Raw genomic sequence first — 19,744 nt, 5'->3', positions numbered from 1 at the left:
GTTACAAGTTTGAAAACGCTTACCTATTGTCGGTGTTAAAGTTTACTTATAAATAAAAGTGAGTAATAGATGCCTAATATGAAGGAGGATCGTCTTAGTAAGGAATAAGACCGAATAAAATGGGTTGTCAACATTAAGTATGGAGGCGTTTAAAATGTGGAAGTCATTAAGGGTTGTCTTACTAGTGTTTACTTTTTCAATTATATGTTTAAGTGCTTGTAGTAATAATACAGGTTCTAGTAATGGGGGCAGGATGGTAATAAGGAATCTAGTAGTATAACGTTTCAAGCATGGGGAAATCCAGCAGAAATTGAAGTATATAAGAAAGCTGTAGATGGTTTTATGGATGAGAATCCAGATATACATGTCGAGTTAATGGCAGCTCCAGGAGATCAGTATGAACAAAGGCTAATGACTTCACTTCAAGGAAGCAGCGGTCCAGATGTTTTTTATGCTCATGAGCCTACAATGGCACGTTTAATTGAGGCAGGGGTCGTTGAACCATTAAATGAATTTTTCTCATCGGATGAAAGCTATTCAAAGCTAGAAGATTTCCCAGAAGGTTTATATGGTCCAGCTAAAAAGGATGAAATCATTTATGGAGTAACACCTGATGTTAATCCAATGGTTATTTACTATAACAAGGGATTATTTGAGGAGCTTGGTATTAAATCCCCGCAGGATTATTACGATCAAGGACAATGGAATTGGGATGCTTTTTTAGAAGTGTCAAATCAGCTAGTTTCTGAGGGAAAACGTGGATTTATTATAGAAAATTGGTGGGCTCACTGGTATAGCTGGATTTGGTCGAATGGCGGGTTAATTTTTGACGAGGAAGCTAACTTTGTTTTACCAGATAACGAAGAAGCAAAAGAAGCTATACGATTTATCGATCAAATGGTGAAGGATGGAGTTGCGACATATGCTGGTTCACTACCTCAAGGTCAGGGAGTTGATGCTATGTTTATGTCCAATCAGGTAGGGATGATTTCTGGTGGACGTTGGTTTACGCCACAATTTGAGCAAAGTCCTAATTTAGAATTTGACTATATTTATATGCCGAGTAATACGGGGGAGCTCCAAAATCCAGTTGGGTTACCAGTAGCGTACATGGCTGTAAATGGGTCTAGTGAAAATAAAGAAGCAGCATTGAAGTTCGTCTCCTATTACGTAGGTCAATATGGACAAGAAGCTAGAACAGGAGAAGGAGGTAGTGCAATGCCTTCACATCCAGCTGCGGATGAAGCAACGCTAGCCGTTGTAGATGATAGTAAGCATTTTGATTACTTTTTAGATGCTAGAGACAATGGATTTACACATGGATCTAATCTGGCTATCGATGCTCTATATCCGGGGATGAGTTCTGATATTGGTGATGAAATGGATTTGATGTTTCTTGGAAGTCAGGATGTTGAAGTGACAATTAATAATATTATTGAAGAGGTACTAGGACATTTAGAAGAATAAAAGTCTATGAAAAATTTTGAGGATATAGACACCAAGGTTCTCACTTGGTGTCCCTTATTCAAAAAGGGTGAGTATGAAATGAATCGGAAAAATAACTTGTGGGGATTTTTATTTATTAGTCCGCAATTAATAGGATTATTAGCTTTTTCGTTAATTCCGCTCATTTACGCACTGTGGCTTAGTTTTACGGATTGGGACGGATTCGGGGATTTGAATTTTATAGGAATCACTAATTATGTTGAACAGTTTTACAATGCTGATTTTTGGAAGGCAATGGTTAATACAATTTATTATATGATAATGGTTGTTCCAATAGGGATATCTATTTCATTGTTACTAGCAGTTGCGTTAAATAAAGTAATAGCAAAAAATTTGTATCGCGTGTTTTTTTTCATGCCTGTTGTTACAAGCTCTGTTTCAGTTGGGATTATTTTCATGTGGCTTTTAAATGGTGATTTCGGCATTTTAAACCAAATGTTAGCTAAGATAGGGATTGAGGGCCCGCATTGGCTAACTGATCCAAGATGGGTAATGCCCTCAATTGCTTTATTAAGCATTTGGTGGGGACTAGGTTATAATATGGTCATTTTCTTAGCTGGGCTTCAAGGAATTCCCAAAAGCTACTACGAAGCAGCAGAAATTGATGGAGCAAATCCTTTTCAAAAATTTAAACATATCACATTGCCTTTACTCACACCAACGACTTTTTTTGTGACAATCATGACTATCATTACTTCGTTCCAAGTATTTGATCAGGCATTTGTTATGACTAATGGAGGACCAGCAAAAGCTAGTTACACAATGGTCTTTCATATTTATGAGGAAGCTTTTGTTTATTTCACAATGGGGAAAAGTGCAGCTGCAGCCATGATTCTATTTGTCATCATACTAACTTTTACGCTTATCCAATTTAGGCTACAGAATAGGTGGGTGCATTATGAACAATAAAGTAGCTATGAATCAAAAATGGAAGCCTATTAATGTTGAGAAGCAGAGAACACAGAAAAAGAGAATAAGCATATCCACACTTTTATTACATGTTTTCTTAATTATTGGGGCTTTAGCCATGGTGTTTCCGTTTGTTTGGACAATACTAAGTTCGTTTAAAGATTTGTCACAAATTTTTATTATCCCTCCACAATGGATTCCTGATCCGTTTGTTTGGAGCAACTATCCAAACTCATTAAAAGCAATGCCATTTGCCCAAGCATATTTTAATAGCTTTTATATAACAATCATAATCGTTATTTGTACATTATTCACAGCTTCCATGGCAGCCTATGCGTTTGCAAAAATTAGATTTAGAGGTTCCAATGTGCTGTTTATTCTGTTTTTAGCTACAATGATGATCCCTAAACAAGTAACGATGATTCCATTGTATTTAGTGATGGATTGGTTAGGTTGGCTAGACACTCATTTAACATTAATTGTTCCTGGAGCCTTATTTAACGCATTTGCAGTCTTTTTATTAAGGCAATTTATAATGAATATTCCGACAGAATTAGAAGAGGCAGCAGTGATAGACGGTGCAAATTATTTTAGAATTTATTGGAGTGTAGTTTTACCATTAATAAGACCAGCATTAGCTGCTATTGGTATTTTTACATTTATGGGGGCATGGAATAACTTCATAGACCCACTTATATATTTGAATTCAACAAGTAATTTCACAGTGCCACTATTACTCAATCAATTTAAAGGCTTATATACGGCAGATTGGTCACTCATGATGGCAGGAACAGTTATTTCAATTATTCCTATTCTGATTGTCTATATTTTTGCTCAAAAGCAAATTATTGAAGGAATTACGATAACAGGTATGAAAGGATAATGAGTAAATAGAATACAGACAGTGAACATGAATAGCCGGTTCATCAACCTAGTTCATTGCCTAAAGCGTATAAATCTGCTTTGGGCTTTTTTTATGTATAAATGTAATAAATAATTTGATTTCATTTAGAAGGTTTGTGAAATTCAACTAAAAAAGTTCAATAGTTATTTCAAAAGTTCTAATTTCGATGCATGGCCATGTACTTGTCGAAGTGGAATTTGATAAGGGACTACAATAAGCAGGGTATAGATTCTCTTATCTCTAAAAAAACGAGTTCTCCATCTTATATAAGAATGTATGTCATAAGATATGACATAGTTACAGGCAGAGGGAATAGTACGTGCGATAATAAGTGCATCATGGATAGCTGGAGGTTTGAGATGGGAAATCAAAAGCTTCTCATTATTGGAAATGGAATGGCCGGCGTGCGGTGTGTGGAGGAAATACTGAAGCATTCAAATGATTTTGAAATTACGATAATCGGCAGGGAACCACATGGAAATTATAATCGCATAATGCTTTCATCTGTTCTTCAAGGTGGAACGAAGATGAATGATATTATGATTAATGATATGAACTGGTATAGAGAAAATAATATTCATTTATATACCGGAGAAACAGTGATAAAAATCAACCGCCTCAAAAGAGTTGTTGAGACGGACTCTGGTCGAGAGATTCCATACGATAAAATGATCATTGCAACGGGTTCAACCCCATTTATGATTCCACTTCCTGGAGTTGATTTAGAAGGGGTTATGGCATTTCGAACGATCGAGGACTGTGAAAAGATGGTTGCATCAGCTAAGTCTTATAAAAAAGCGACGGTCATTGGCGGAGGATTATTAGGCTTGGAGGCAGCTAAAGGATTATTGCATCTGGGAATGGAAGTTGATGTCATTCATTTAGGTTCATATATAATGGAGCGTCAGCTTGATAAAAAGGCGGCAAAATTGCTCCAAGAGGAATTGGAACGACAAGGGATGAATTTTTTGCTCGAAAAACAAACAGCCAGGTTACTTGGTCGCAATCGCGTAAAGTGGATCGAGTTTAAAGATGGCACTTCTGTTAGAACTGATCTTGTTGTGATGGCGGTAGGGGTAAGACCAAATATCGCACTTGCACAGGATGCAGGGTTAGAAATGAATCGAGCGATTATCGTCAATGATTACATGCAAACGAATGACCCGAATATATATGCGGTTGGTGAATGTGTAGAGCACCGGGGGTTTGTTTATGGTCTTGTTAAGCCGTTATATGAGCAGGGGGTTGTGTTGGCAAAGCATTTGTGTAATCAGCCAACTAGAGGATATCAAGGGACCGTTTTATCAACTCAGTTGAAAATATCAGGTGTTGACGTTTTTTCAGTAGGCCAGTTTCATGATCGTGACGATACTAATAATTTGCTTTTATTAGATGAGTCCGAAAGGGTATATAAAAAGGTTGTTTTCAAAGATGATGTTGTTGTAGGTGCTGTTTTGTATGGGGATACAAAGGATGGATCAGCATTGATGAAAATGATTCAGAAAGGTGAAAATCGAAAGAAGGTAAAAGAATTAATAATAAATAGTCAGAAAAAAGAAGATCATTTTAAGGAAATGGCTATGTCACAAGCTATTTGTAATTGCAATAATGTCTCCAAAGGGAACATTATTGAGGCTGTTCAGAAGAAGGGTTGTTCAACTGTTGAAGAAATAAAAACGTGTACGAAAGCGACTGGCTCATGTGGTGGCTGTAACCGATGGTTGCTGAGTTGTTAGCTTATATTCAAAGTGATCATTTTAATGAAGCAATTGTTGAAGAGCCTTTCTGTTCTTGTACATCTTTAACAGAGGATGACGTGCTAGAAGAAATCGTCACGAAACAATTAAACACAGTAGATAAAGTACGGAGCGAATTGAAATGGTCGGGTGAAGGCTGTGATGCTTGTTCAAACGCACTACATTATTATTTACGGATGATCTATAAACAGGAGAGTTGGAGTTATAGTATTGAACAGTTAGGTGGAGTTAAGCATCAAAGTGATGGTCGTTATTCTATAACAATGCCTTTGAAAGGGGCACTCTTAAAGGAATCATATCTTCAAGATGTACTTGGTTTAATGAAAGAATACAATCAATCTAAGGTTGTTCTAACAGAGGATCAGCGATTGATGCTAGTAAATGTGGAGAAGTCAAATGTACGACCGATCATGGAACGGTTAAAAATAGAAAGAAAGCCAAAATCAGAATTTTGGATTCATAAAGCAAGAACATCTATTGGCGGCTCCATTCAACAAGCGTATGTTGAGGATATAAATCATATTGCCACAGAGTTAGATGAAGCGATTGATACGATATTTGCTCCCCAACATGTGTTTATCAACGTCACAGCAAATTACAATATAGGCGTAAATGAAGAAAAGGAGCTCAAGCTCATCAGGATGAGCCGAGGCTGGGAGATGTATGTTAGTGACCAATTAATTGCTGTAGTAGAGCAAGAAGAAGCTGCTTTATTAACGATTACCTTTTTACAATACTATCGTGAAACAGCAAAATATTTAGAAGATCTTTATAGTTGGTTAAATCGGTTAGGCATCATTCATATTCGTGAAGTAATTTTTTCAACGGAGCTAAGGGATCAGCTAATAGCCGCCCTTAAAGTAGACTTACATCAGTATATGAATATTGAAAATCAGGCAATTAATTAGAGAGGATGTGAGATTTTTGGCAGAACGATTAGTAAAGTATTCTCGTCCAAAGCAAGAAGAAATACAATCAGAACGTGCATTTGATTCGCAGTGTCCTTACTGTAGTATGCAATGTAAAATGCGAGTGATTGAGCAAAAAGGGCCAGATCGAACTCGTTATAAAACGATTGCACTTCAAAATCCAACATCTGAAGGGCGTTTATGTGTGAAAGGGATGAACGCTTATCAACATGCAGTGAATAAAGAACGTATAACACAGCCGCTTTTTAAAGTCGACGGGCAGTTTGTTCCGGTATCATGGGATTTTGCCCTATCTATTATAAAGGAGCAATTTACAAGTATACAAAAGGAATTTGGCTATCACGCTGTATCGGTATATGGAGGCGGCTCTTTAACGAACGAAGAAGCCTACTTATTAGGGAAATTTGCCCGCGTTGCCTTGAAAACAAAATATATCGATTATAATGGAAGGTTTTGTATGTCCGCAGCAGCTTCTGCTGCAAACCAAGCATTCGGCATAGACCGTGGATTAACAGGACGTTTATATGAAATTGAACAAACAGACTGTATTCTACTAGTAGGGACGAATATAGCAGAATGCCAACCAACGATTATGCCTTATTTTGAACGAGCAAAAGAAAATGGGACGACGATTATCGTCATTGATCCGCGTGAATCAGAAACAGTAAAAATCGCTGATTGGCACCTTCAGTTGAAGCCGGGAACCGATGCAGCATTAGCAAATGGGCTATTAAAGATTTTGATAGAACGAGATTTGATCGACGAGACATTTTTATTGGAACGTACAAATGGCTTTGAGGAAGTCCGTAAGCATGTACAATCTTGTAGTCTCGATCTTATCTCAGAATTAACAGGAGTATCTGTTGAAGAGCTAGAGCGTGTAGCTATTGCGTTTGGGGAAGCCAAAAGAGGGATGATTTTCACTGCACGAGGTGTTGAACAGCAAACGGATGGAAGTATGGCTGTTCGTAATTTCTTAAATATGTTATTAGTAACGGGGAAAATTGGGAAAGAAGGCTGTGGATATGGTGCAATCACAGGTCAAGCCAATGGACAAGGTGGACGAGAGCATGGTCAGAAAGCAGATCAATTACCAGGATATCGTTCAATAGTAAACAAGGCACATCGTCAACATATTGCCGATGTTTGGGGTGTTGAGGAGAAAGACTTACCGGGAAAAGGTGTATCAGCGTATGAGATGATGGAGAAGGTACACGTAGGTGACATTAAAGCGATGTTTATTATGGGGTCAAATCCAATTGTTTCAAACCCAAATGCTACTTATGTTAAAGAAGCGTTAGAAAAACTTACATTTATCGTTTCAGTCGATATGTTTATATCGGAATCGGGCCGTTATGCTGATTTACTATTACCAACTACTTCTTACCTTGAAGATGAGGGAACCATTACGAACCTGGAAGGACGAGTTATGCTCCGTCCAGCCTCTAAAGAAAAGCCAGGTGAAACGAAACATGATTGGGAAATACTATGTGAGATTGCACACATGTTAGGAAAAGGTGAATATTTTACTTTTTCATCACCTGAGGAGATTTTTAACGAATTGCGTTTGGCTAGCCGTGGAGGATTAGCCGACTATTACGGGATTACCTATGAGCGACTAAGAAACGGAACTGGCCTATTGTGGCCTTGCCCATCAACGGACCATCCAGGAACAGATAGGTTATTTGCTGAGAGATTTTATCATGAGGATAACAAAGCCCATTTAATTGCTGTACCTAATACTCCTCATCAGGCGAAAGAATTAGTTACAGACGAATTTCCATTGTATTTAACAACAGGACGTGTCGTGTCGCATTATTTAACAGGGGTGCAAACACGTAAAAGCACAGCATTAGTTGCGAGGGATATTGAATCACATATTCAAATACATCCAGATACGGCCAAACGATATGGAATAGAAGAAGGTCGACTTGTGAAGGTTAGGTCAAAACGTGGAGCTGTCTCTGTTCGTAGCCGGTTCTCAAAGAATATTCGAGAAGATACAGTGTTTGTCCCATTTCACTGGGGCGACACACAAAATATTAATGATCTTATTTCCGGTCAATTAGATCCGACGTGCCGCATGCCAGGATTTAAAGTAACGCCTGTTCAAATTTCCATGTTAGTAGAGTAAATCACTACTATTTATTAGTGATTTTCCACAATCTTTCGTATGAACGAACTGAAAGAAGAATGGGAGGAGACATGCGACATAGCTAGAACGAAACTTTCCTTTTTTCTTATGTGAGGATATCTTACATAAATTCACATCATCGTTAAAGATTGCTTTACACTTAGTATTAAGAGAGGGGGAGACAGATTTGCAACAGCGAGGGATTGTATACTTTGTTGGGGCGGGACCGGGGGATCCTGACTTACTCACGGTAAAAGGAAGACGTGCATTAAGAAAAGCAGATGTTGTTATTTTTGATCGGTTAGTTAATCCAATTCTCTTAATGGAAACGAAACCTGATGCCAAATTAGTTTATTGCGGAAAACAGCCTTGTCAACACCTCCTCAGGCAGGAAGATATTCATAAAGAATTGCTCATCCATGCACGAAAAGGGAAGACAGTTGTTCGACTAAAAGGTGGTGATCCATCTGTATTCGGAAGAGTTGGTGAAGAAGCAGAGGCTCTTGCCAAATATGGAATTACGTTTGAGATCATACCAGGCATTACAGCAGGAATTGCAGCATCAACGTATGCTGGAGCTACCATTACGCATCGTGAGCACTCAAGGTCATTTGCTGTTGTATCTGGTCATAGTAAAGCAAGTGATGGAAAACCCCATGTGAATTGGAGTGCACTTGCAACAGGTGTTGATACAATTGTCTTTTATATGGGTGTAAAACATCTTAAAACAATTGTAGACCAGCTAAAAACCCACGGAATGAATGCTAATACGAATGTACTCGTTGTTCAATGGGGAACGTATAGTCGACAGCAAACGATTGAAGGGACATTATCTTCAATTGTGAAAGAAATAGAGAAAAAGCAGATTGCAAATCCAGCTATTATTATCGTTGGTCAAGTTGCTGCTTTACGAGAGAAGCTACAATGGTACGATAATCGACCGCTTTCAGGTACTAGTGTTCTTGTTCCGCAAGAAGAACAAGACGATCACCTTCCATTGAAGGAATGGAAAAGGCTAGGGGCAGATATATATAGTAAACAATTATCGGTTAAAGAGGGATTGACGAGTGAACAAATTCAAACTCTCGTTCATTTGTCTGAAAAGGATGAACTCCTTTTTTTTATCAGGCTCTACAGCGACGACTTTTCTACAATCGTTGTATGATCAGGAAATTGATAGAAGGCGAGTGAAAGCAACGTTTTATTGCCTCGATAATTGTACACTAAATGTATTAAAAACGGCCGGATTTATGGCTGTAAAGGTAAATCATATAAAGGAATTACGTTCACCAGTAGTTGTAGGAAGTGATCTTGAATTAGCTGCGGTGGGCCCATTAAAAGATTATAAGCAGTTTGTTCAAGTTAATGAAGCTGTTACTGCACGAGAATACCAAACGTTTCAGAGAATGATAGATGATGGCCATATTAATACCGTTATAGTAACAAACATGGCGAACGCTCTGAGATTTTCGAATCTTCTGAATTCAGTAGGGGCTGTTACGTCCTTCATTAAAGAAACTAAGGTGATATGCGAAGAAAGCGTAATGCCATATTTGCAATCAATAGGAATAAAGCCAATTTATACGTATAGAAAAAGTCTTGGAAGTGATGAATTGATTCAGATTATGTCGATAAGCTCGCTTCCTGTAGCTATCGAAAGTTAATTCAATTAAAGATAGGAGAGATTTTTTGTGAGAGAGAAACTCGTATTGATCGGAAATGGTATGGCAGGGATCCGTACGTTAGAGGAGATTATAAAAAAAATGCTAATCGCTATGATATGACGGTCTTTGGAGAAGAACCACATCCTAACTATAATCGGATTTTGCTTTCTTCGGTATTACAGGGCGATGCAGATGTTAACGATATTGTATTAAATGATTACGATTGGTATAAGGAAAATAACGTGACATTACACACAGGCGATCCAATTGTGAAGGTTGATAGTAAAAAGCAAGTCGTTTATAGCGAAAAGGGAATTGAATGTCATTATGATAAGCTAATTTTTGCAACGGGTTCAAATCCTTTTATGCTTCCACTGCCAGGTGCTGATAAGGAAGGCGTTATCGCATTTAGAAATATTAAAGACTGTCAAACAATGATTGAGACTTCGAAAAAGTATAAGAAGGCAGCTGTCATTGGCGGGGGACTTCTCGGTTTAGAGGCTGCACGCGGTCTGTTGAATTTAAACATGGAAGTCGACGTTATCCATATTTCTGATACGTTAATGGAACGACAATTGGATAATCAGGCTGGGATAATGCTGCAAGAAGAGTTAGAAAGTCAAGGGATGAATTTCTTGTTAAAAGCACAAACGGAGAAAATTCTCGGTAAAGATCGCGTAACGGGTTTGAAGTTTAAGGATGGTACGAGCATTCAAGCTGACTTGGTCGTGATGGCAGTTGGGATAAAGCCTAACATTGAGCTTGCTCAAAAGAGTGGCTTAACAACAGATCGTGCTATTATCGTTAATGATTATATGGAAACAAGTGAAAAAAATATCTATGCTGTCGGTGAATGTGCACAGCATAGAGGAATTGCATACGGCTTAGTAGCACCATTGTATGAGCAAGGAAAAGTACTAGCTGAGCACTTATGTAACAATGAGGTCAAGACAAAACCAGGTTATCAAGGTTCAATTATTTATACACAGTTAAAGGTGTCTGGTGTTAACGTTTTTTCGGCAGGAACATTCCAAGATGGTGAGAAAACAAAAGCAATTCGTGTGCATGATGAATTTGAAGGAATATACAAGAAAGTTGTAGTTCAGGATAACAAAGTCATTGGTGCTGTATTATTTGGAGACACGTCTGATTCACCGAGAATTTTAGATATGATCCGAACGAACCGAGATATTTCCGGTATGAGTAAAGTGGCGATCTTACCTTCTGAAAATGGTGGGGGACCTGCTGAGAGCCCAGTTGTTGCAATGGCTGACAGTGAAACAATCTGCGGCTGTAACGGTGTGTCTAAAGGGGATATTTGTTCAGCAATTAAAGAACAGGGGTTATCGACAGTTGAAGAGGTAAAGCAGTGTACAAATGCAGGGCGCTCTTGTGGAGGATGTAACCGTTAGTTGCTGATTTAATTTCGTTCACGACAGGTGAAGAGTTAGCTGACGTGAAGGAGCCGATGTGCGGCTGTACAGAGCATACGCATGAGGATGTCGTTGCTCAAATTCGAGAGTTAGGTCTATCTCACCCACGTGAGGTGATGAATGTACTTGGTTGGAAGTCGGATGAAGGTTGCTCAAAATGTCGTCCAGCGATTAACTATTACTTGAAAATGGTTGATCCAATTAAAAACGCAGATGATCCAACTTCGCGTTTTATTAATGAACGTGCACATGCGAACATTAACAATAATGGAACATTCACTGTAGTACCGAGAATGTACGGTGGTGTCACGAATTCGGATCAGTTACGCAAAATTGCCGATGTTGCTGATAAATATCAAGTTCCTTTGTTAAAGGTGACAGGTGGTCAGCGGATCGATTTAGTTGGTATTGAAAAGGATCATTTGCCGAAAGTTTGGAAAGATCTTGGTATGAGATCGGGCTCGGCATATGCTAAAGCGTTACGTACAGTTAAGACATGTGTCGGATCGCAGTTCTGTCGGTTTGGGACGCAAGATTCAATTTCATTAGGTATGGAGCTAGAAAAGAAGTTCGAATATATTAATACACCACATAAAGTAAAAATGGCTGTATCGGCTTGCCCACGTAATTGTGCTGAATCTGGAATTAAAGACTTTGGCATTGTTGGTGTTGACGGTGGATGGGAATTATATGTTGCCGGTAATGGTGGAGTTGACCTTCGTGCAGGTGATCTATTCTGTAAAGTAAAGACTAAAGAAGAGGTCATCAGTATTATTAGTGCATTTATGCAGTATTATCGTGAGAATGCACGTTACCTTGAGCGAACATCGCACTTTGTAGAACGTGTTGGCTTAGATCATATGAAGAAGGTAATATTGGAAGATGAAGAAGGGTGCCAGGCATTAAACGAACGTATGGAAGTAGCTCTTTCACAATTATCAGATCCTTGGCAGGAAATTGTCGATCAAGAAGAAAAGCAGGCAGAATTCAAAATGAGTCAAGTTGAAACGGTTTAGGAATGGAGCGATCTAAATGAATCAAACAAAGAATGACAAAAAAGTCTTGGTTGCCTATGTTTCGGATCTTTCAGTAGGTGTAGGAAAACGTGTCAAGGTAGGAGAAGAGGAAATTGCCTTATTTATACAAAATAAAGGTGATGTTCATGCGATACAAAACCGTTGTCCGCATAAAGGAGGCCCATTATCTGAAGGGATTGTCAGTGGAGAATATGTATTTTGTCCGCTTCACGATTGGAAAATAAATATGGAGGATGGCCTTGTTCAAGCACCAGATAAAGGTGCGTAAAACGATATAACGTTGAAATTGCAGATGATGCTATTTATCTGATTTTATAATAGAAAAAAAATTGTGCTCAAGAGGATGGAACCTCTTGGGCATTTTTTGCTCAAAAAAGCCTAGTAATATTTCCTTGACGTGTTACTTTTTTGTGAAAAGCTTGTACAGTTCACCTTTAATATGAGGATTTTTTTCTAATTAAACGTTTAATTAAATAGTTATGTCTAGTATGTGACTTAGGTTATAATAGCAACAAAAGCGTACGGAGAGGGTGGTTTTCGTTGGGTAAAGGATTATCAGGAAAAAGGGTAGTATTAGCAGCATCACGTAAAACAGAGGAAATGAGTTTGCTTGTTAAAAAACAAGGAGGTACTCCGATCGTCCGTTCATTACAGGGTACAGTGTTTCTAGCCAGTGATGAAGGAAAGCCAGCATTGCTAGAAGCGATTGAAAAAGGGTTTGATTGGGCTATTTTTACGACTGGTATTGGAACAGAGGCATTATTAGAAATGGCAGACGAGATCGCCTTAAAAGATACATTTATGACACAATTACAGCAAGCCAAACTCGCAACTCGAGGATATAAAACATTTGGCGTGCTTTCGAAGTTAGGATTGGAACCTGATGTTAAGGATGATGATGGAACGGTAGCAGGTTTGATGAACAAGCTAAATGACGTATCGTTCGATAATAAGCGTGTTCTTGTCCAGCTTCATGGTGAAAACGTCCCGAGGTTAATTACGTATTTGCAGAACAAAGGGGCTATGGTGAATCAATTACTTCCATATCAACATGTTCCACCAGATGAAAAAACGATTAGCCTTTTATTACAAGAAATTAATAATGATGAAATTGATGCTATTTGTTTCACATCAGCTATTCAAGTTCGCTCATTGTTCCGATATATAAATAATCAAAAGGATAGTGACACATTCATTGATGCTTTGAACAACAAGGTAGTTGCCGTTGCGGTAGGAAAAGTCACTGCTGAAGCGTTAGAAGAGGAAGGTATAAAACGTATCGTTTATCCTGAATTCGAGCGAATGGGTGCGATGATCATTGAGTTGTCACGTTATTTTAGTGAAAAAGGAAAATCAGAATCGAAGCGGAACTGATAGTCAGAATGATTAATGATATTGGGGAAAGATACGGAAATTAGTGTACTCTTCTATAAGGGGGGAGACAATGGACGCGTTATATTCTCATATTGAAAAGGTTAGCGAAACCGCACTTTTGATTCGGATTAGTAAGGAGCTAAACGCTGCTACACATAAGAAAGTAAAATTGATTACGAAGGTGTTAGAAGAGGCAAGGTTTCAATGGGTAGTAGAAGTTGTTCCCTCTTATGCGTGTGTAATGGTCTATTTGAACCCGCTTCTTCTGGAAAAATCAATAAATGCCCACTTGATTTTATGATAGATGAGTTAAAAGAATACTTAGCTAGCGTTGTGTTAAATGAAGATCGTAAGGGAAGGCTTGTTCGAATACCTGTTGTATACGGTGGAGATTTTGGTCCAGATTTAGAAAAGGTTGCAAAGTATCATCGTTTAACGGTAGAAGAAGTAATTGCTCTTCACTCCAAAAAATATATACCGTTTATATGATTGGTTTCACTCCTGGATTCCCTTATTTAGGAGAGCTTGATCCAAAGTTAATGACACCGCGAAATGATCGTCCTCGATTGAAAATTACGCCAAGTTCAGTGGCGATTGGCGGAAACCAAACGGGGATTTACCCAATAGAGTCACCAGGTGGATGGCACATTATTGGTCGTACGCCAATGAGATTATTTAATGCTGGAGAGGAAAATGTCTCGTTATTGAATATCGGAGATCGCATTCAGTTTGAACCGATTACCAAAAGGCAATTTTGGTCATACAAGGAGGTAAAATATGACCATTGAAATTGTAAAGGCGGGCCTACTAACAACGGTCCAAGATAATGGTAGGTACGGGTTTCAAAAAGTGGGTGTTAGTGTAAGTGGAGCGATGGATACAGATGCATTACAAGTAGCGAATTTATTAGTAGGTAATGATCCAACAGAGGCAGCTCTAGAAATAACGTTAATAGGTCCAGTGATTCGATTCCATGAGGATGTACTGTTTGCCATAACTGGAGGTAATCTTTCGCCTCTTATAAATGGGGGAGAAATTCCAATTCATCGACCTGTATTAGCTGTAAAGGGAGATATTCTCTCCTTTGGAAAAGTAAAAAGTGGCTGTCGCTCTTATCTCGCTTTTGCAGGTGGGTTAGAAATGAAGAAAATAATGAATAGCTATAGTACGTATTTACGAGCTGAAATTGGTGGCTATAAAGGTCGGGTGCTGCAAGCTGGTGACAAATTAACGGTTAAAAGCTACCAAGAGCGTTCGCTACGTTTAAGTGAACTGATAACCAAAATGGGAGGAAAATGGTTGCTGTGGGGGTTAGGGGTGTCTATGTTGAAATCGAATACACCAATAATTCGCATTGTACGTGGTAGGCACTATGACCTCTTTTCTGAAGATAGTCAACGAACGTTTTTGAATAGCACATACAAAGTAGCATTAGAGTCTGATCGTATGGGTTATCGACTTAACGGGGAAAAATTGGCACTTAGGAAAACGGAACAGCTTCTTTCTGAGCCTGTTTCATTTGGGACGATACAAGTACCTGGTGGTGGTCTACCAATTATTTTAATGGCTGATAGCCAAACTGTTGGTGGGTATCCGATTATTGGACAAGTGATTGCCGTTGATCGTTCCAAACTGGCACAGTTAAAGCCAGGAGATTCTATTGTTTTTCAAGAAACTGATATAATGGAAGCTGAGCGATTATATCGAAAAAATAATCAGAATCTAGAACAATTAAGGGCAAGTATAGATGCTAGATTGTTAGAGGGGAGAATGTACGGTGCTAACAGTTGATTTAAATAGTGATATTGGAGAAAGCTTTGGCGTTTATCAAATTGGAAATGATCATGAATTGATAAAAGCTGTTACATCGGTTAATATTGCGTGTGGATATCATGCAGGCGATCATAATACAATGGCTCAAACGGTTAAGATTTCCGCACATCAAGGTGTACAAATCGGAGCACATCCCGGATATCAAGATGTAGCTGGTTTCGGTAGGCGATTTATTCAAACGTCATTAGACGATATTTATCATATGGTTGTCTATCAGATTAGTGCACTGAAAGGCTTTTGTTCCCTTCACCAAACGGCATTAAAGCATGTGAAACCTCATGGTGCACTTTATAATGAAGCAGCAATCAATCCTGAAGTTGCAAGTGCCATTGCACAGGCAGTTGCCGATTGTGATGCATCACTTATTTTGTATGGTTTATCAGGAAGTGAGCTTGTGAAAGCCGGGCAAGAAAAACAGTTAAAGGTTGCCAACGAGGTGTTTGCTGACCGTACTTATTTATCAGATGGGACATTAACTCCTAGACACCTTGGGGAAAAGGCGATGATTACAAATAGTAAATTAGCTGTAGCTCAAGTGCTAACGATGATCAAGGAACAAAAAGTGAAATCAATAGAAGGAAAATGGGTTCCAATTAAAGCCGATACGGTTTGCATTCATGGTGATAATGAAGACGCCATTCGCTTTGGGAAAGAATTAAGGCGTGCACTTGCAGTCGAAGGTGTACAAGTAGTACCTTATTCATTAAGATAAAAAACTAAGATCCGGCTTAGATGTTTCAAGTTCTAAACATCTTGTGAACTCGTAACGGTATATTAAGAGAACTCCGAGCAACTTCCTTTCAAGAGCTGAAATCTGCTGTATAATTGTGTTGAAAAAGGAAAGGTGATTTCATGAAGCTTTCAAATAAAACGCTTTTTGCTATAATTGCAGGTATTGTTGTGTTATATGGCATTTTATATTGGACAGTTGGTGGTTATTTCGTCAATTAATGAAAAGAGGTGTTGAAAGTATGAACTTTCGACACCTCTTCGATTATTTTTCGGTTGATTCTTTTGCACAGTGATAGCTTCGTGTTTTTCTTACATATTTCCAGGGAAATGGTCGACTCTTATCTTATAAACCGACAAGGTGCTGTAAGAAGGCTGTCGCAATTCCAAAATAGATCATAAGTGAAAAAATATCGTTTAATGTTGTGATTAACGGACCTGATGCAACCGCAGGATCAACCCCAAAACGGTACAATAATAGAGGGATAATTGTTCCAGCTAATGTTCCGACAATCAGGGTAATGAGCAATGATACACCAACAACTAACCCTAAGTATATATTTTGATCTTGCCATAAAAAAGCAATGATAGAGATAAGCATGCCACAGGTCACCCCAATAATGATACCGACACGAAGCTCACGAAAAATGAGCTTTATCGTCGTTTTGCGGTCGACATTCGCCGTAACAATACCTCGGACCACTACTGCTAACGATTGCGTTCCTGTATTCCCCGTCATTCCGGCTATCATTGGCATAAAAAAGATAAGAGCTACAACTTGTTCCAACGTTTCTTCAAAACCACTAATAATACTCCCAGAAACAAGCCCGATAAACAATAATAATATCAGCCAAGGTAAACGGCGAATAGATGCAGTGGTTGCTTTCGTGTTGAAGTCAATATCTTTACCGGAAGCTGATAATTTTTCGATATCCTCATTTGCTTCTTTAATAACGACGTCGATGGCATCATCAACGGTTATGATTCCTAATAGTTTATTTTGATTATCTACAACAGGAACCGCAATAAAGTCATAGCGCTCAATGGTCTGGGCAACTTCTTCTTGATCATCGTCAACATGAACAGAGACAACGCGGTTAAACATTAAATCTTCAATAATTTCATTGAGTTCAGCTATAAGCAAATCACGATATGAAACAACACCAACTAATTGTTTATCTTCATTGATTACGTATAAATAATAGATGTTTTCGGAGAAATGAGCGTATTCTTTTAGTTTGTCAACAGCTTGTCTAACAGTTTGGTCGGCGTGTATCCATACAAATTGGTTAGTCATAAGTCCGCCAGCTGTTTCAGCTTGATAACTCATTAATGATTGAATGTGCTGTGAATCTTCTTTCTTCATGACATCAAGGAATTCTTGGATTTTATCAACTGACAACTCATTTAATAAATCAGCGAGATCATCGTTATCCATTAAATCCATAACTTTAGAAGATCGCTCAATCCCAAGCTTATGTAAAATTTCAACCTGCATCTCATGTTCTAACTCTTGGATCAAGTCTGCTATTTGATCAGGAGTTAAATATGTTAGGAATTTATGATGGTGCTTCTCAGGTAACCCTTTATATAATTGGGCGACATCATAAGGATGAAGCTCATCAAGAATTTGCTGTAAGGCTGTTCTTTTCGCTTCTTTTAAGTATTTTATGACCAAAACAAGTAATTGGTCTTCTGTCATGTTTGCTACCATATGACAGCCACCTCCTTTAGTATGTACTTACTTTACAAGAAAATCGAACGATTGACTACCATTAATATAACCTAATTTTAAAAAGGTATTTTCAAATTATTTCTTAAATTATTATGAAGATGTTGACAGTGAGAAAGGATATCAATTAGTATTATGATAATGATAATTGTTATCAATGGAGGGAGGAAGAAATGTCATCACTATTAATCGTAGGAGCAGATCGTCTCGGATCTATACCAAAAAACTAGAAGAGTTGGGTTTTGAAGAAATTATTCATCTAAATGGTCGAAAGGTTCAAATGGTTAAAAGGAGAATTCCATCGCACGTTGATCTAATTCTCGTATTAACAGATTTTATTAATCATAATTTATCAAACGTCCTGAAGAAACAAGCAAGTGAGCAAGACATACCAATCTGTTATGCGAAGCGCTCATGGTGTTCAATTTATCAAGCTATTGGGAATTGTAGAATAGATTGTGCATTTAAAGAAGATTGTGCATTAAAGCGACAAAGAAAAGGATGAAACAACTATGAAATCACAATCGACATTACTGTATAAATATGGGAAGCTAATTGAAAACCCGTACAAAAACAGCAAAGATATACATAACCATTCAATATGGAAGAGACATGTTCAATGTAGCATTAACGGAATAATACTAGAGTCTGTTCATTCTTTGACCATGTTTGATTTTTTGATACATGTATCACAACAATGGGAAAGGTTAAAGAGATTTCAGTTTTATACTGAAAGGCATTTTCACCTTGTGCTTGTACCACTAACAGATCATCTTATAAAGTGGTTTATATCGAATAAAGAGCTAGTAAATAGTAAAAGGTTAGATACTGTCACGGGGATGTTCTTTGAGAAAACGGAAGATTCATTATATGTGCAAAAAATGATTATTGATTTTAACGAAGTGAGATTTAAAGATTTTTGTAAAATCGTTCATCATTATTGTCGGTATCAGTTTCAACGTACACCAAATGTAATAGAGGTGTATGATCCCCTTCATGAGACGAAATATTTGTCTATAAATAGAGGTAGGAGATGACCAAACGATTAATCATCCTACCTCGATTTTCCTAAGAAAGACGTGGAGCGTTCTTCTAGACTATGGTATTAGCTTTACTGTAAGTGAAAGTGGGTTCTTTTAGTAAAACGTTCACGTGAGTAGCCGATGCACTTCTCCGGTTCCTCTCTAACTTACTCCAGCGAATATTATGAATTAAAACAATCTCGATAAAATACCAGCAATGATTAAGACAGCTAACCCGATCCATAGCCCTTTTTTGAGCATTTGTTTATTTCTCGCACTCTTTTGCCAGCGATTTGGATTGAAGACTGGTTCATTGGGTTCTGTATACGAAGACCTTTGCATGTAATTAGGCTTTACTCCGATTAGAAAAATTGGGGCGAGAGCAGCACCAGAAAGTAAGCCAAATAAGTGAGCTAGAATATTAATGTTCGAATGAACAAAAGTCATGATAATACCGATGATAAGAATCGTTATGACAATTTGTCCGTTATTACGATCCATTAAGTCTTTACGGTTTATGAAGATGTATAAATATAGTCCGAGCAGTCCATAAATGGCCCCAGATGCACCTAAGTGAGTATACATCGGTGGCTCTAATAAAAATGTCGCAATATTAGCGATAATTCCGGTGAGTAAGTAAAAACAATAAACTTAGCGGAGCCAAGCATTTTTCAGCAGCTGGACCGAAGATGATTAGAGAAAAAGTGTTAAATACGACATGTGTCAAACTGATGTGTAAAAAGACCGGAGTAACAAGTCGCCAATATTCCCCATAAGCTAC

16 protein-coding genes and 3 pseudogenes are annotated in these 19,744 nt (G+C 38.1%); 17 read left to right on the top strand and 2 right to left on the bottom strand.

Going from position 1 to position 19,744, the window contains the following annotated elements:
* Positions 1–276: 276 nt before the first annotated feature.
* The 15 genes and pseudogenes from JCM19034_RS08415 to JCM19034_RS08345 all read left to right on the top strand — a co-directional run bounded on the left by JCM19034_RS08415 (position 277) and on the right by JCM19034_RS08345 (position 16,192).
* The gene (locus tag JCM19034_RS08415; protein WP_370621869.1) at positions 277–1,467 is read left to right on the top strand and encodes a sugar ABC transporter substrate-binding protein; all 1,191 of its coding nucleotides are present in this window, start codon (positions 277–279) and stop codon (positions 1,465–1,467) included.
* 78 nt (positions 1,468–1,545) lie between these two features.
* Positions 1,546–2,415, top strand: coding sequence for a carbohydrate ABC transporter permease (locus JCM19034_RS08410; RefSeq protein ID WP_062049265.1), 870 nt, complete (start codon positions 1,546–1,548; stop codon positions 2,413–2,415).
* 7 nt (positions 2,416–2,422) lie between these two features.
* Positions 2,423–3,298, top strand: coding sequence for a carbohydrate ABC transporter permease (locus JCM19034_RS08405; RefSeq protein ID WP_062049262.1), 876 nt, complete (start codon positions 2,423–2,425; stop codon positions 3,296–3,298).
* 380 nt (positions 3,299–3,678) lie between these two features.
* Entirely contained in the window at positions 3,679–5,055 is a 1,377-nt protein-coding gene (gene nirB / locus JCM19034_RS20925) for a nitrite reductase large subunit NirB (protein ID WP_082393884.1), read from the top strand.
* Positions 5,037–5,984 (top strand): (2Fe-2S)-binding protein, encoded by a 948-nt coding sequence (locus tag JCM19034_RS20920; RefSeq protein WP_082393882.1) that lies wholly within the window; start codon positions 5,037–5,039, stop codon positions 5,982–5,984. The genes nirB (JCM19034_RS20925) and JCM19034_RS20920 overlap by 19 nt, the downstream gene beginning before the upstream one ends.
* A gap of 16 nt (positions 5,985–6,000) precedes the next feature.
* Complete coding sequence (locus JCM19034_RS08395) at positions 6,001–8,139, top strand: molybdopterin oxidoreductase family protein (protein WP_062048853.1); 2,139 nt, start codon at positions 6,001–6,003, stop codon at positions 8,137–8,139.
* A gap of 187 nt (positions 8,140–8,326) precedes the next feature.
* Positions 8,327–9,304 (top strand): uroporphyrinogen-III C-methyltransferase, encoded by a 978-nt coding sequence (gene cobA, locus JCM19034_RS08390; protein ID WP_197276366.1) that lies wholly within the window; start codon positions 8,327–8,329, stop codon positions 9,302–9,304.
* Complete coding sequence (locus tag JCM19034_RS08385) at positions 9,246–9,803, top strand: hypothetical protein (RefSeq protein WP_197276381.1); 558 nt, start codon at positions 9,246–9,248, stop codon at positions 9,801–9,803. The genes cobA and JCM19034_RS08385 overlap by 59 nt, the downstream gene beginning before the upstream one ends.
* Before the next feature lie 27 nt (positions 9,804–9,830).
* Positions 9,831–12,252, top strand: a pseudogene (gene nirB / locus JCM19034_RS08380) (nitrite reductase large subunit NirB).
* A gap of 16 nt (positions 12,253–12,268) precedes the next feature.
* Positions 12,269–12,541, top strand: a complete 273-nt coding sequence (locus tag JCM19034_RS08375) for a nitrite reductase (NAD(P)H) small subunit (protein ID WP_370621857.1) — start codon at positions 12,269–12,271, stop codon at positions 12,539–12,541.
* A 272-nt stretch (positions 12,542–12,813) separates the two neighbouring features.
* Positions 12,814–13,647, top strand: coding sequence for a uroporphyrinogen-III synthase (locus tag JCM19034_RS08370; RefSeq protein WP_062048848.1), 834 nt, complete (start codon positions 12,814–12,816; stop codon positions 13,645–13,647).
* A gap of 70 nt (positions 13,648–13,717) precedes the next feature.
* Complete coding sequence (locus JCM19034_RS08365) at positions 13,718–13,948, top strand: carboxyltransferase domain-containing protein (RefSeq protein ID WP_062048846.1); 231 nt, start codon at positions 13,718–13,720, stop codon at positions 13,946–13,948.
* Positions 13,852–14,435, top strand: a pseudogene (gene pxpB, locus JCM19034_RS24740) (5-oxoprolinase subunit PxpB). The gene JCM19034_RS08365 and the pseudogene pxpB overlap by 97 nt, the downstream one beginning before the upstream one ends.
* On the top strand, positions 14,425–15,438 hold the full coding sequence (locus tag JCM19034_RS08350) for a biotin-dependent carboxyltransferase family protein (RefSeq protein WP_062048840.1): 1,014 nt from the start codon (positions 14,425–14,427) through the stop codon (positions 15,436–15,438). The pseudogene pxpB and the gene JCM19034_RS08350 overlap by 11 nt, the downstream one beginning before the upstream one ends.
* Positions 15,425–16,192, top strand: a complete 768-nt coding sequence (locus JCM19034_RS08345; protein WP_062048838.1) for a LamB/YcsF family protein — start codon at positions 15,425–15,427, stop codon at positions 16,190–16,192. Before JCM19034_RS08350 ends, JCM19034_RS08345 begins: the two co-directional genes overlap by 14 nt.
* Positions 16,193–16,555: 363 nt before the next feature.
* Here JCM19034_RS08345 and mgtE read toward each other — a convergent pair whose 3' ends face one another.
* A complete protein-coding gene (mgtE, locus tag JCM19034_RS08340; RefSeq protein WP_062048836.1) occupies positions 16,556–17,923 on the bottom strand; it encodes a magnesium transporter in 1,368 nt (455 codons plus the stop codon).
* A gap of 253 nt (positions 17,924–18,176) precedes the next feature.
* On the opposite strand from mgtE, the gene JCM19034_RS08335 reads away from it, so the two are divergent.
* Complete coding sequence (locus JCM19034_RS08335; protein ID WP_370621856.1) at positions 18,177–18,446, top strand: DUF2325 domain-containing protein; 270 nt, start codon at positions 18,177–18,179, stop codon at positions 18,444–18,446.
* 7 nt (positions 18,447–18,453) lie between these two features.
* Complete coding sequence (locus JCM19034_RS08330) at positions 18,454–18,978, top strand: hypothetical protein (protein WP_062048834.1); 525 nt, start codon at positions 18,454–18,456, stop codon at positions 18,976–18,978.
* Between the two features lie 174 nt (positions 18,979–19,152).
* Here JCM19034_RS08330 and JCM19034_RS08325 read toward each other — a convergent pair.
* Positions 19,153–19,690 (bottom strand): annotated as a pseudogene (locus JCM19034_RS08325) (rhomboid family intramembrane serine protease).
* Between the last annotated feature and the right edge of the window lie 54 nt (positions 19,691–19,744).

Source organism: Bacillus sp. JCM 19034 (genome assembly GCF_001310635.1).
In the GTDB taxonomy this organism is placed as follows: domain Bacteria; phylum Bacillota; class Bacilli; order Bacillales; family Bacillaceae_D; genus Halalkalibacter.
The sequence above is the reverse complement of the archived record's forward strand: the minus strand, read 5'-3'. Positions and strand labels throughout refer to the sequence as shown.